Annotated in this window: 6 protein-coding genes; all 6 read right to left on the reverse strand. The window is 39.8% G+C overall.

All coding sequences use genetic code 11. The features are described from left to right. Positions 1–37: 37 nt before the first annotated feature. Entirely contained in the window at positions 38–2,428 is a 2,391-nt protein-coding gene (locus tag B3P16_RS16035) for an ABC transporter permease (RefSeq protein WP_286843527.1), read from the reverse strand. Between the two features lie 215 nt (positions 2,429–2,643). Then, on the reverse strand, positions 2,644–5,007 hold the full coding sequence (locus B3P16_RS16040; protein ID WP_286843529.1) for an FtsX-like permease family protein: 2,364 nt from the start codon (positions 5,005–5,007) through the stop codon (positions 2,644–2,646). Positions 5,008–5,040: 33 nt separating this feature from the next. Further along, a complete protein-coding gene (locus tag B3P16_RS16045; protein WP_286843530.1) occupies positions 5,041–7,422 on the reverse strand; it encodes an ABC transporter permease in 2,382 nt (793 codons plus the stop codon). Positions 7,423–7,491: 69 nt separating this feature from the next. Continuing rightward, a complete protein-coding gene (locus B3P16_RS16050; protein ID WP_286709818.1) occupies positions 7,492–9,900 on the reverse strand; it encodes an ABC transporter permease in 2,409 nt (802 codons plus the stop codon). A 45-nt stretch (positions 9,901–9,945) separates the two neighbouring features. Then, complete coding sequence (locus B3P16_RS16055; protein ID WP_115047347.1) at positions 9,946–12,417, reverse strand: ABC transporter permease; 2,472 nt, start codon at positions 12,415–12,417, stop codon at positions 9,946–9,948. A gap of 34 nt (positions 12,418–12,451) precedes the next feature. Next, complete coding sequence (locus B3P16_RS16060; protein WP_286843531.1) at positions 12,452–14,872, reverse strand: ABC transporter permease; 2,421 nt, start codon at positions 14,870–14,872, stop codon at positions 12,452–12,454. Between the last annotated feature and the right edge of the window lie 48 nt (positions 14,873–14,920).

Genomic DNA, 14,920 nt, shown 5'->3' on the forward strand with positions numbered 1-14,920 from the left:
TATCAGGTGTCTTTATTTTTAATAGCTACTAAAACAATTACTCATCTCTTAAACTATCAACCGGGTTTAGAATCGCAGCTTTTATGGTTTGAAAACTAATGGTGATAAATGATACCAATAATGCGCTTATCGCCGCCACAATAAATACCCACCAGTCTAGCGTGATGTGGTAAGCAAAATTCTCTACCCAGCGGTGCATGGCATACCAGCCTAAGGGTACACTGATCAATACAGCACACAGGACGAGGGCCATAAAGTCAACACTCAATATGTTGACAATCTTGATCGTTGAAGCACCTAATACTTTACGGATACCGATCTCTTTAAAGCGTTGTTGTACAGCATAAGCTGATAGGGCAAAAAGGCCCATACAAGCGATAGCAATTGTAATGATGGAAAATAACTGCATTACCCGTGTTGTTTGCTGATCTTTGAGACATAATTTGTTATAGTCGTCATTGAGAAAATGATATTCAAAGCTGTTTTTTGAATCAATATCTTTGATGACAGCTCTTATCTGCGCAAGAGCATCTTTTATCGGCGACGTCGGATTGAGTCGAATGAAAATATTACCGAAATAATCATATTCAGGAAAAAGCACAATTGGTTTGACTTCGTTATGTAATGACGCAAAGTTAAAACTCGCAACGACTTGTTTGATGCTGCCCTTACGCCCATTCAAGTTGATTTTCTTTCCAATAGCCTGTTCAGGAGTAAAACCCATGGCGGATGCAGCAAGTGTATTCACTATAAAACCATATTCTGGTGAAATAGTGTCTTTTGCGCGCAAAATGTCCGCGTCTGACAACGGTGCACCGGCAACAGATGGAATATGGAAAACGGATACGAAATCTTTTTCAATCGGAATTGCAGTGACATTCATATCAAAATCATTGGGTTGGCCTTCTACTTCACTGATGCTGTAGCCACCTTGGATATTGACGGGGTTGTCATACGAAGCGGTAACCCCCTGGACACTGTTGAGCTGCATTAACTTTTCTTTTAATAGCTGCCTTTCTTTATCTTGCCATCCTCGGCCATCGATGACAAGCATATCAGAGCGATCTAACCCGGTATTCTTAGACTGGATAAAATCCATCTGTCTACTCGCAAATAAGGTACAGATAATAAAAAATATAGAGATACTGAATTGAAAAGTAACGAGCACCTTGCTTAAAGATAGGCCACGTAGTTTTTCAGTTAATTTTCGCTTGAAAATAGAAATAGGCTTTGAACTGGCAATTGAATAGGCTGGCCAGCCACCTGACAAAAGCGTCAGCAAGGCTATGAAAACAAGTAAAATTGTATAAAACCGAGGGTCTGTCCATATGGTTAATTTCATTTCGGCCCCCATAAATGAACTGAACACGGGCAACAAGAGTACCGTAGTCAGAAGGCTAAATACAACAGCTAGAAAAACCATCAGGCTACATTCAAAAAAGAACTGGAAGAATATCGTTTTCTTTGCTGCACCCAAAACTTTCTTGACACCGATTTCTTTCTTGCGTTCAAGCGCATGTGCTAAGACCAAATTTGTAAAATTGATGCAGGTTAAAATAATAAGTGCAGCACCTAATGCCAATAAAATATAGATATAAGTGATGTTTCCCGTACCTGCTGCTTTGGAGTGAAGATGGATATCGGTCAGCTTTTCCAGGACGAATCGAAATTGATAGCCTTGTTTTGTTGCTTCGGCGAATTTTGATTTTGTCATTTGGTCCAATTTCTGTTGGATCGAACCGACCTGATCTTTGTTTTTTAGGAGCGCTATGGTTATATCATTTGCAGATGACCAAGCCATTTCTTTGTAGCGTTCTAATCCTTTGTTGGAAAGGAGCGCAGAGAAGTTCAACTGTGTATTTGTGGGCAAGTCTGCGATGATACCTGTGATTTTCCAGTTGACTTTGTCAATGGATAGTGTCTGACCGATGGCCGACTGATTGGGGAAATATTTCGCTGCGAGTTTTTTTGTTAAGACAATCTGATTTGGTTCTACTAAGGCTGATCGTGAATCACCTTCGAGAAAGGTATAGCCTAAAGTTTTAAAAACATTCTGGTCAGCATACAGTAGGCCTTTTTCAGTTATTAGTGCCTCTTTGGATTCTATTTTGCCGCCTTTGGAATAGCCGTATAATCTGGTTGCCTGTTCTACATCCGGAAATTCAGCCTGCAACGTAGGAGCTAAGCCTGTCGGTGTTACGGCAGAATTTACTTCTTCCGTGCTATTGGGTGCTTTATAGGTGAGGCTAATATAAGTCAGGCGGTCCGCATTGGGAAGGAAACGCTCATAACTGGATTCATGATAGATGTACGCTGCCAACAATAGGAAACATGTTATTCCGATGCTGAGGCCAAACATATTTAAAAGAGAAAATCCTTTGTTTTTTCTGATATTCCGCCAAGCAATTTTAAAATAGTTCTTTAACATGGTTATGAGCATTTATACTGTTAATTAGGCTATATTCTTGTCACTTAGCTCGCTTTAGTAGAAGGCTCCGTTATTCGAAAAATAGCAAAGCCAAGTAGTTCAATTCGTTTGCCATAAATATAATGTATTGATTTTTAGGTTTTTGTTGTGTTTTTATAGCGGTTTTAAATGTTCGGAAACGGACAGTATAGTGTCCGTCCCCGAACAAATTGGTATTATTCGCTTCTTAAGGTTTTTACAGGATTTGCTAATGTTGCTTTAATCGCTTGGTAACTAACGGTTAATAAGGTGATGATTAGGGCGGTTAAGCCTGTGATAGCAAAGACCGTCCATGTAATTGATATGCGGTAGACATAATCTTCGAGCCATGATTCCATTAGCAGATAGGCTAAAGGGGCTGCGAGTAAAAAGCCAATTCCTGTGAGCCAAATGTATTCTGTGGAAAGTAGTCGCCACAAGCCAAGTTCTGATGCGCCCAATACTTTACGAATGCCAATTTCTTTTTCTCGTTGCTCCGTAAGAAAGGAAACCAGCGCGTAGAGACCAAGACATGAAATGAGTATGGCCAACCCTGTAAATAAACTGGTTAAGCTCTTGATCATTTCCATCTGTTGAAACTCTTTGGCATATTCCTGATCCGTAAAGGTATAATCAAAAATAAGATCAGGATCTATGCGGTTGAATGCTGTGGCAATAGCTTTTAGGTTTTGTTTGACATCTTGATTTTCATCCAGTTGAAGCGTGATTTTATTCTTTGGTAAAAATTTTAGAAAATAAGCCGTCGGTGTAATGGATTTGAACGGCGATTCGGACAGCGTGTTCTGGATAATACCCACGATATGGTAATTAATACCGGCACGTGAAAGTTGTTTGCTGTTTAGGTCGGTAACTCCCATAAATTTGGCCGCAGCTTCGTTCAGAATAACAGCTGTTGAATCTGTTTTGAAATCTTTTGAAAAATTGCGTCCTTTTATAAAGTTCCATTGTACAGTATTAGCAAAGTTTTCATCCACGGTGAAGATCCCCATGATCGCACCGTCCCTGGTATCATTGCCCTGCCAATTAAAGCCACCACCCGTTAAGGATAGGTGGTTGACAAAGTTGGAAGAAAGGGAAGCATCTTTAACTAAACGCTGACCGATCAACTCTTTTCTAAGGACATCAAAGTTTTTGACGATAGTTGAATTGGATGAAGTAATGTTTATCAAATTTGAACCTTTATAACCTATTGGGCGGTCCTTGGTATAATGCAGTTGTTGAATCACCAGATAAGTGGATATCATCAGGAAAATAGAAATCGCAAATTGCACGATGACCATTGCCTTTCTACTTCTTGATCCGCCTTTTCGGTTGATGATCTTACCTTTAAGTGCAAGAATAGGATTAAAGGCCGATAGAAATAATGCCGGATACATACCCGCTAAAAGCCCTATAACGCCTATTCCTAATAAAGAATAGCCATAAAAACGAATATCCGCAAAAGGTATATGCAATGAAGTGTGTGTAATCGTTTTGACCCAAGGCAACAGCAATGTAGCGAATAGAACAGCGATCAAAAATGCGCAGGCTACCGCTAGGATTGACTCAACAAGAAAGCCTGCAATAAGCTGCCGGCGGTTGACACCAACCGATTTTAAAACCCCGATTTCTTTTCCTCTTTTCAGGCTTCTCGCCGTACTCAAGTTAATAAAATTAATACTGGCCAATAAAATAATGAATACGCTTATCCAAACAAACATCCATACATATTGAATCTGCCCGCCGACGTTCTTTCCATTTTTAAATGAATCGTATAAATGCCATTTGGACATCGGATGTAACAGGATTTCAGGTTTTATATCCGTCAGTTTTTTGTTGATGATATTTGTTAGTTTATTTTCCAAAGCGGGAACAAAGGCAGCATTTTCGATCTTAGCGAAAGTGCTGAAATAACAGCTGGACCAGCTTTCTTCAATACCTTGGTCTTTAGCAAGATAATCGACAAACGGCAATACATAATCTAAGCCATAAAAAGTGTTGTTTTCAGGAATATCTTTATAAACGCCCTGAACAGTATATTGTTCTTTACCATTCAATTGGAGCGTTTTCCCGATAACACTTGTCTGATTGAACAGTCGTTTTGCTAAGGATTCGGAAATTATGATGGTCGATGGATTGCCCGGTGTGGTACTATTTCCTTCTAAAGATTCGAGGGAAAATAATTCGGCGAATTTTCCCATGGCATAGAATCCCGGTGCATTAAGCTTTTTATCACCTACTTTAAGATTGTTGCTTTCCATATTGGTGACCAAAGTGGCATCTGCCATCTCATTTTTGAAATCAGACGCGATTGTTTTGACCAAGGGAATAGGGGTGGAGCGATCAGTAGATTTCTCATCATTGAAGGTTCCAGTCATCATGACCTGATAAATATGTTGATAATTGCTGTAATGCTTATCAAAAGAAAATTGTTTCAGTACCCATAATGTACTTATCAGGGCAACAGTAAACCCCAGTGCTAACCCCAAAATATTTATTGTTGTGTTTAAGGGACTGCGCTTCAAATTTCTCAGCGCTGTTTTTAGGAATAATCGAATCATTTTATGCTGTTGTTTTTGGTTCTCAAATATAAACTATTCATCGTGCAAACTTTTCACAGGATTGGCGTATGCCGCTTTAATGGATTGGAAACTCACCGTAAATAATGCAATAGCAATGGTTATCCCCGCCGCATATAGAAATATGGCGAATGGGAGCGTCGTTCTAAAGGCAAAACCATCGAGCCAATTTATACTGAAATATACAGCAATTGGTATTGCGATGACATTGGCCAAAATGACTAAGAGTAGAAATTCCTTGTTTAATAATTGTATAATGCTAAATACCGTTGCGCCAAGGACCTTTCTGATACCAATTTCTTTGGTCCTAACTTGTGCAGTATAGGTACATAGTCCTAAGAGTCCTAAGCAGGAGATGACGATGGCGATCAGGGCAAAAAAATTGAATAAAGAGCCTTGTTTCTGCTCATTCGTATATTGCTTTTGATAGCTTTCGTCCAGGAAGCTGTAGTTCATAGGCATATCATCATAATAACTTTTCCAGATGTGTTGCAAGGAGTTTAATGCGGATTTTGTACCAGAAGTTGTTGTTTTGATGTATAGCTGCCAGCAATCTTTTGGGCTATATTGAAAGACCATCGGCTCGATCTTTTGTCTAGCGCTCGCATAATTAAAATCTTTTACAACCCCAATAATAGTTCCCGGAACTGTTCGAATGCGTAAACGTGTGCCAATAGGATCTTTTAACCCCATTTCCCGTACTGCCGTTTCATTAAGAATGAAATGTGTTGAATCTGCTATGGAGCCTGTGAAATTACGACCTTGTGTTAGTTTTATCTTAAAAAAGTTGAGTGCAGATTGATCAGAATAGGTCATATTGAACCAGAGATTGGATTTGCTGGGCTTTCCTTCCCAATCGTTGTCTCCAGTTGAAGCTCCACCATAAACCATATCCCGGCCAAGACGGATAACATCATCAATATCCTTATTTTTTAGAAGTTCGGTTTTGACAGCATCAAAATGTTTGGACATTTTTGGTGCCATAGCAACGGAAATAATATGATCCTTTTCGTAGCCTAAATTTTGATGTTTTATAAAATCCAATTGGCGACCGATAACAATTGTTAAAGTGATAAGGATGATGGAAACAGTGAACTGCAGGACAACCAGTATTTTTCGTGCACTGGAATTTTTTATGGTAAACCGGCCTTTAAGTACTTTAATCGGATCAAATCTCGATAAAAGCAGGGCAGGATATACACTTGTAAGTACAAGTGTTCCTAAAAGCATGAGCAGTACGCTTATCCATAACGTAGGATTAAAGAGCTGTAGGGAAATCTGCTTTCCCGAGAAATTATTAAACAAAGGGAGGCCAATAAATACTAGCGCAAGTGCCAATGTTGATGCAATGACAAATAGTATGGTTGTTTCCAATATAAATTGGAAAAAAAGTTCCTTTTTACCAGCGCCGATAACTTTACGTATCCCCACTTCTTTTGCGCGCGACAACGACCGTGCAGTAGAAAGATTGATATAGTTAATACTTGCGATAACAAGAATCATAATCGCTACGCCTATAAAAACTCGAACATTGTCAATTCCTGCATCACTACCATCCATTTGGTAGAGATGCACCTTTGCGAGTGCTTGTGTAACGTAGGGGACAGGGGCATCCTCAGGTTTATTCCTTTCGTGTATCGCCTGTAGCTTTTTTGAAACTGTGGCAAGATTTGCATCAGGCCTCAGTTGGAGATAAGTTTCGAATGAAAAATTGGACCAATCTTCATCCATGGAAGATAAAAAGGTCTTATTATCATAGGTCGTTTCGTTTTTAATGTAAGCCTGTTCGTTAAATCTCGAAATGGGGAGCAGAACCTGAAATTGAAAAGTAGAGTTTTCTGGATAATCAGCAATGACACCTGATACAACACAAAGGTCCTCGATACCCAATGTCACAGTTTTTCCAATTGGATTTTCATCACCGAAGTACCGACGTGCCGTACGTTGCGTAAGTACAATGGAATTGTTGTCGGGGAAGGGTTGTTTTGAATTGCCCTGTAGTAGTGGAAAATCGAAAACCGTAAAATAACTGGGGTCTACAAATGCAAAGTTCTTTTCATTAAATCTCTTCTCTTTATATTTAAGTGCAGCATCTCCAATTTTGAAAATACGGACTGCATCCTGGACTTCAGGAATTTCCTTTTTTGCGAAACTTCCTACGGGAGCAATGATGGATCCAAAGATTCGTTTTGATATCCCAGTTCCTCCTTCTATTCCAATTTTGTAGATGGAATGCTGATTTTTATGGAACCGGTCAAAGGACAACTCGTCTTGTATCCACAGCAATAAGAATATCCCCACAACCATTCCTGCTGTTAATCCTAAAATATTAATGGCGCTGTAGAATTTATTAGAAAAAATACTTCGCCACGCGGTTTTGATGAAGTTCTTTATCATTGTTATGGGGTTTTAAGTTCTTAATATATGTTATGCACAGGAGTACGCTTATTGCTTTTACCCGCTGATTTATTCATCCCTTAGACTATTGATCGGATTTGCTTTTGCTGCAAAGACACTTTTGGTTGATAATACAAGACTTGCAAATGCAATCAAGCCCAGTGCAGACAGTCCAAAAATCCAGGGACTTATCGTGGTTCGATAAACAAATTCATTGAGCCAGCTCTGCATAAAATAATAAGCAATTGGAAAGGCTACTAGACAGGCTATTGCAACCAATGATAGCAAATTCCGAAGCAGTAGAAAGGTTATCTGGAAAACAGATGCCCCCAATACTTTACGGATTCCAATTTCCTTTGTGCGTTGATTTGCCGTAAATATGGCTAATCCAAATAAACCTAGGCCAGCAATCAGGATTGAAAGCCCTACTGCCCATGATAGAAGCTTAGAAAGCTGTTTTTCTTGGGTGTAGAAATTTTGGACGACATCATCCAAAAATTTCAGATCCAGTTCGTCGTCTGGAAAGACCGATTTATAATTAGCCGTTATTTTATCAATGGTATTTTTCCAGTTTTCGGGATGCGATTGGTCCAATGCAATATGGAGTACGTATCCTTCCTTACTGCCTGTATACAAGACTGGTTTAACCGCCTGTCGGGCAGAGGCTAGATCAAAATCCTCCATTACACCAACGATGATATTCTGCCCATTTTCGAAAGTTTTACCAATGGCATCCTGGGGATCTTTGATATGCAGTAGCTCAAGTCCTTTTCTATTGATCAGCATTTCACTGGTTGAATCCAGTAAACGTATATTCCTTCCTGCCAGAAGTGGAATTTGATAGACTTCCAAATAATTTTCATCACCTGAGCGGCTATCGAATGTTAGCGATTCCTTTGTTGGCGACTGATCATAAGTGATTCCTGTGGTCATCCAGCCGTTCATCGCGGGTGCAATGTTCCCAAAACTAATCGCTTTGATATCCGGCAATTTTTTGAGCTCATTTTTAAGCACGAGACCTTTCGTAGAATTTTGGAAAGCTCCAGGAATATTGATGTTGACGATCGCGTCTTTCTGAAAACCCATGTCTCGATGGGAGACGTAATTGATCTGCCGCACGACAACGAGTACACAAATCAGAAAAGCCTGAGCTAAGACAAATTGGAAAATAGTCAGTGCTTTGCGGACCCATACGCTTCGGGAAAGATTGGTGTTTTTTCCAAGCTGGTTTTTGAGTGCCAATACAGGAGCGTATCCTGTCAATACCCAAGCTGGATAAAACCCCGCAAGAATGGTGACCACGATAAGCTGTCCGAATAAGAATAAAAGAATAACGGTTTTGTCTAAACGGTCTAAACTTAAGTTTTTGGGAATAAATCCTTCAAAAACATGTAAGAACAAAGGAAGCAATAAAACCGCGAGTATTGTCGCCGATAAGGTAATCAGAAATGTCTCTAGTAAGAATTGTTTAATTAATGTTGCCTTAGAGCTACCCAATGTCTTGCGAATACCCACTTCTTTAGCTCTTTCGATGGATTGTGCTGTGGATAAATTGATAAAATTTACCGCCCCTAGGGCTAACAGGAAGAATGCCAGTAAAATGAGGTTGCGAAGTGCTTCTGGATGAGTCGCTTCATAATTAAATCGCGTGTCGAAATGAACATCAGATAAGGCTTGTAATTCAAGTTTATCGTTGATTTTTTCACCTTCTTTGTATTTGTATTTTTTAAGGAGATTAGCAATATTCCGTTCCAGAAGACGCGGATTGCTGTGTGCTTTTGTCTTGATGAGTACCTGATGTGAATCAGAGATGCTGTTCCAAGCTTCCCAACTATACATCTTCTTTAGGTTGTTGTCTTGGACGATGGTCGCATCAGCGATGAAACTATCAAAATTAAAATCCGAATTATGTTGTGGATTTTCGATTACACCAGCGACCTGAAGTGGGATACTATCTGCATAGATGATGGTTTTGCCAATTACATTTGCAGGCAGTTCTTTTCCATAAAACTTTTCTAGTGTTTTCTGTGTAAGGATAATATTTCCGGATGAATTCAAAGCCTTAGGACTTCCAGCCAACCATTTCGAAGGGAAAATATCGAAGTATTGACTGTTGGTAAAAGCCATCTTTTGCTCTTTTGGAAAAGTTTGGAATTTATCCGTCGCGGTTGAAACTTTTAGTTTGGGAATATGGCTTCGATAAATGGGGGCTACTGCTTCTAAGTTCGGTAATTCCGATTCCATGGTACGAACCAATGGTACGTAAACACCGGCATTTTTAAATTCACCATTATTGACAACACGATAGACCTGTTCTTGATTTGGAACGTGTTTATCAAAACTGTAGTCGTATTGGATCATTAAGAAAATAACCAGCGTCGCCGTAATGCCAATCGCGAGACTGGTGATATTGATAAACGTGATCAACTTATGTTTTTTTAAAAAACGATAGGCTGTTTTAAGTGAATTTCCAATCATTGTTATTTCGTTTTTTGTTAACCCCAATTTGATATTCTAGTGTTGCTATTCGTCCCGTAAGCTATTTACGGGATTTTGGATAGCTGCCTTGATCGATTGAAAACTAATGGTCAGTACCGCCGCAGATAGTGCTAGCCCAGCGCCTAATAGAAAAGGTGTTGCCGTAAGATCGATGCGGTAGTAAAAATCTTCCAGCCACTTGCTACAGGTCCACCAGGTCAAGGGTGCGGCAATAAGAATGCTGATTAAAATAAGCTGTACAAAGTTTTTAGCCAATAAATGAAAGATACTTGGAATACTTGCACCCAAAACTTTACGGATACCGATCTCTTTGCTGCGTTGGAAAGCCGCAAGGGTAATCAGCCCAAAGAGGCCCAAACAACCGATCAAAACAGCAACAATTGTACTCACGTTAATTAATTTGGCCAGATTTTGCTCTTTTTGATAGAGTGACGCAATCGTTTCATCGTAGAACTTTATTTCTATGGGGAGTTCCGGAAAAAACTGCGTATATACTTTGTTGATCGCTTCAATACTGGTTTTCCATTCTTTGCTGTTTCCCGATAGTTTTATATTGAAGGTATAGGCACCACGGCTAAAACTGCGCAAAGCCAAAGGTGTGATCTCTTTATAGAATTCCTGGGCATGAAAATCTTTAATAACGCCAACGATCGGGAAGGTACTGTCTTCTTGACCAATTGACTTCCCAATAGCATCTTGAGGCGAATTGAAACCGAACGCCTTGACAGCAGATTCATTAATAATATAAGCATTGACAGTATCGGATTGTGGTAGATTGGTGCCCGCAATTAACTTCATGTCATAGACAGCGATATAATTCGCATCCGCATTTTTAAAGAAAATATCGGATGAAATTTTCTCTTTTAACGTAGGGTCTTGTCGATGAAACCAAGATGATGAATAATTATTTGATAAGGGCTTGCTGCCGATTGACGCTGCCGAAACACCTTTTATTTTTTGGATCTCATGTAGGAGTGTTTGTTTCTTACTTTGATCCAGTTTTTCCTCATAAAATTTGTTGATGAGCTTGGAAGGTAGATCGAAGGTAACAACAGCATCTTTGTCGAATCCCATATCTTTGTTGAGGGTATAGGAGAGTTGTTGGCCGATAATGAGTGCTGAAACCGTAAAAAATTGAGCAATAAAGAATTGGAATACAATCAATGTTTTCCGAAGGTTGATTTGTGTTTTTCCGATTTGAAACTGCTTGCCGGCACGAAATAAGTTGACAGGCTGTACCTTTTTAATTAACCAAGAAGGATATGCCGAGGAAATTAAAGTCGTTACGGTCAGTAAAATTGCGATAAACAGCATGGATGTCGTCGAACTTGTAAAATCCTTTACTTTCTCCGGAATCATTTCCTGAAAATAGAAAAAGGCCAGTTTCGTCAGAAAGACCGAACAAACAAGTGCAATAGCAATGGTTAAAAGCGATTCAAAAATAATTTGGCTAACCAATTTTCCCTGACTACTTCCCAATGTTTTACGGACACCAATATCTTTACTCCGCGCTGGTATTTGTGCCGTACTAAGATTGATATAGTTGATACAGGCCAAAAGCATCAGAAAAGCAGCTACGGCAATTAACCCATAAATAACGGTTTTGCTTGTTCTTTCGGCGTACCATTCTTTTATGTGTACTGCAAAATGGGAATCTTTTAGTGGCATGACTACGACCTTACGGTTGTAGTCAAACTTCGGTTTTTTTTCCTGGCTGAATTCCTGCCATTTTTTTTGTCCGATCTTATTGATAGCTGCCTGGATTGGAAGGTCTTTTACACCATCTTTTAATCGGATATAAAGTCTGTCAGTACCATTGGTATTCGTCCAGACATTCAGTGGGTAGACTTCTTCTTTAAGCAAGACGAATTCTGTGCCATTGAACTCCGTGTTGAAGCCAAGGTCATCAACAATGCCAGTTACTGTTTTGGGTATACTGTCGTTATAAAAGATGGTTTTGCCGATTAAGCCCTGGACAGCCTGGTTTGGGAAATAAATGGCTGCCCTTTTTTTTGTCAATACGATGTCGTTGGCAGTTGAAAATGCTTTCTCTGGTGAACCTGCTAACCATTTGTAGCCAACGAGCTTGAAGTAGTCGCTGGTAGTCTCCGTCACATTGCCTTCAGCCTCATCAAAGTCCTCGACAAGTTTTTGATTTTTTTGTCCCTTGTTGATTGTGACAGATTCCATTTGATAATTTCTGAATGCTGGAGCGACCAGTTCCACGCCCGGAATTTCTTTTCGGATGGCCTGATAAAACGGCTTGGCCAATCCCCCATTGTAATTATCCTTGCCATCATTTTTAAACTGAGAAATGATCCTATAGGTTCGTTCAAGCTGAGGAACTCCAGCTTCAAAACTATACTCATAATTGACAATCTTAAATATGACCCAACATGACGTAATACCGATGGCTAGTCCAATAATATTTAATAGGGAGAATAGTTTATTCTTCCAAAGTTGTCGAATTGCCGATTTTAATAGGAGGTTGTTCATAGCTGGAATATCGTGATGGGATTAAATTATATTGTTATTCGTCTCTTAAACTATCTACAGGATTTGCCTTGGCAGCCTTGAGTGTTTGAAAACTCACCGTTACTAATGCGATAGTGATTGTAGCAAAACCAGCAAAGACAAACATCCACCATTGTGGTTCAATATGGTATGCAAAGTTGTCAAGCCATTTTTTCATCGCCATCCAAGATAGCGGTGTCGCGATGAGGAGCGCTACAGCCAATAACTTGATGAAGTCGGAAGAGAGCAGGAGGATTAAATTATAGATGGATGCACCGAGAACTTTCCGTACACCGATTTCTTTGGTACGCTGTTGGGCTGTATACGTAACAAGTCCCAATAAACCTAAACAGGCAATAAAAAGTGCCAGTCCGGAGAAGGCTGTAAAAAGTCTTCTAAAATTAAAATCCGCTTCATATTGTCGATTGAAATTGTCGTCGAGAAAGCTATATAAAAATGGACGGTTTGGTACAAGTTCATTCCACAGCTTGCCGATTCTGGCAACGGTCTCAGGCTGGTTTACATGTTGGATATTCAAGGTTAAATACCGGCTGCTGCTTGGTTCAAGTCGCAAAGCTAAAGGCTCAATCTTACGGTGTAAAGAAAGGTAATTGAAATCTTTCACTACACCGATAACCGTTCCTTCTCTTCCCCATTGACGAAATTGTTTGCCAATAATATCTTGTGGATTTGAATAGCCCCATTGTTTTGCAGCAGATTCATTGATAACAAGTGAATGGGCCGTATCCGCTGGGAAATCTCTGGAATAGGCACGTCCTGCGGCCATTTGCAGACCAATATTAGGAATAAAGTCAACATCGACTTCATATAAGAAAGGAGCGAATTGACTCATCGTTCCGTTTGCTGACATGATTTCTGTTCCTGCATTTGGAAAAAATGTTCCCGGTACCGTACGTGATGCAGTGACAGACAAAACATCTTTATCTTTTGCTAGTGTAGATTTTATCGCTTCCAGGTTATTGTTTACCTTATCATCGAAATTATAATCTATCACAAGCCGTTGATCTTTTTGAAATCCAAGATCTCGGTGCTGTAATTGATCTAGTTGAGAAAAGACGACGACTGTACCTGCAATGAGCGCAATAGAAAGGCAAAATTGGAAAACAACTAATACGCGACGTAATAATGTACCACCTTTGCTGTTGCTATAACTTCCTTTAAGTACTGCAATCGGTTTGAAATTTGCTAGAATCAACGCGGGATAGCTGGCGGCAAGAAGTCCCGTAAAAATGGTAGTGAATAGGAATATTGCCCAGGTCGTCCCATTTTTCAGGGATGAATAATTGAGGTGTTTGCCCGAGAATGCTTCCAAAAAGGGGAGAAAGGCCATAACGAGCAGTATAGCCAAAATACTACTGACGAATACAAGAACCAATGATTCAGACATAAACTGAAAGATCAGATTGCTTTTGCTTGCTCCTATGGTTTTTCGTACGCCTACTTCCTTTGCTCTTTCCATTGACCTTGATGTAGCCAGATTCATAAAGTTCACACAGGCGATCAGTAAGATGAATCCGCCAATAATGCTGAATATGTATAAATTCTGATAGCTTCCATTGGTACCGGGTTGACGATCTGCAGACGAGTGCATGTAAGCTTGCAGAAGTGGCTCGATATGGAAATTGTATTTTGCATTTGGGTTTTCATTTGTTGGGAGATGCCGCTTGAGAAACTCCGGTATTTTCTGGTCGAACTTTACAGGATCAAAGTCTTTTGAAGCGAGAAAGTATGTGTAGAAGTCTACATAATCCCAGCCTTCTTTATTAAATACGTCTGGCCGTGCTTTTCGGAATGTACTCATCGAGAGCAATGCATCGAACGTAAAGTGTGAATTAGCAGGTACATCGGCCATTACTGCCGTTACAGTATATAGACCTGCGTCAGCACGGCCCGCAGCTAAACCTCCCTCCAGCGTCTTGCCAATGGGATTTTGATCTCCGAAATATTTCTTTGCGGTACTTTCTGTTAATACAACAGAATAGGCGTTTTTTAAAGCTGTATGAGGATCGCCGGCCAAAACCTTCCAACTGAAGACATCAAATGCAGTGGAGTCCATGAAAAATACATTTTCCTCCTGGAATCTTTTATCGCCCTGTTTGAGCAGGATAGATGTTTGACCCGAGAATTGAACAACTTTCTCGATTTCTGGAAAGTCTGCTTTGATAGCTTCACCAATAGGTCCATTGCCCCAGATTTGCTGCTGCTCTGTGCTGCTAACATCTTTATAGTCGTGTACGATGCGGTAAATCCGCTCTTTGTTTACGTGATATTTATCGTAGGAAAGTTCGTTCTGAACATAAATTGCGATCAATAGGCAACAGGCCAAACCTATTGCAAGGCCAATGATATTGATGGTCGAGTATCCTCTGTTTTTCTGGATATTGCGCCAGGCTATTTTTATATAATTCTTGATCATAGCTTTATTTCTTAAGTGCCAGTGTATACATGCCAATCATCCACTTTC

This window comes from Sphingobacterium sp. UBA7631 (genome assembly GCF_002483935.1).
In the GTDB taxonomy this organism is placed as follows: Bacteria; Bacteroidota; Bacteroidia; order Sphingobacteriales; family Sphingobacteriaceae; genus Sphingobacterium; species Sphingobacterium multivorum.

Bases quoted from the DNA above. Each gene is read 5' to 3' on its own strand.
- B3P16_RS16035 (WP_286843527.1), bottom strand. From the start codon at position 2,428: ATGTTAAAGAACTATTTTAAAATTGCTTGGCGGAATATCAGAAAAAAC.
- B3P16_RS16040 (WP_286843529.1), bottom strand. From the start codon at position 5,007: ATGATTCGATTATTCCTAAAAACAGCGCTGAGAAATTTGAAGCGCAGT.
- B3P16_RS16045 (WP_286843530.1), bottom strand. From the start codon at position 7,422: ATGATAAAGAACTTCATCAAAACCGCGTGGCGAAGTATTTTTTCTAAT.
- B3P16_RS16050 (WP_286709818.1), bottom strand. From the start codon at position 9,900: ATGATTGGAAATTCACTTAAAACAGCCTATCGTTTTTTAAAAAAACAT.
- B3P16_RS16055 (WP_115047347.1), bottom strand. From the start codon at position 12,417: ATGAACAACCTCCTATTAAAATCGGCAATTCGACAACTTTGGAAGAAT.
- B3P16_RS16060 (WP_286843531.1), bottom strand. From the start codon at position 14,872: ATGATCAAGAATTATATAAAAATAGCCTGGCGCAATATCCAGAAAAAC.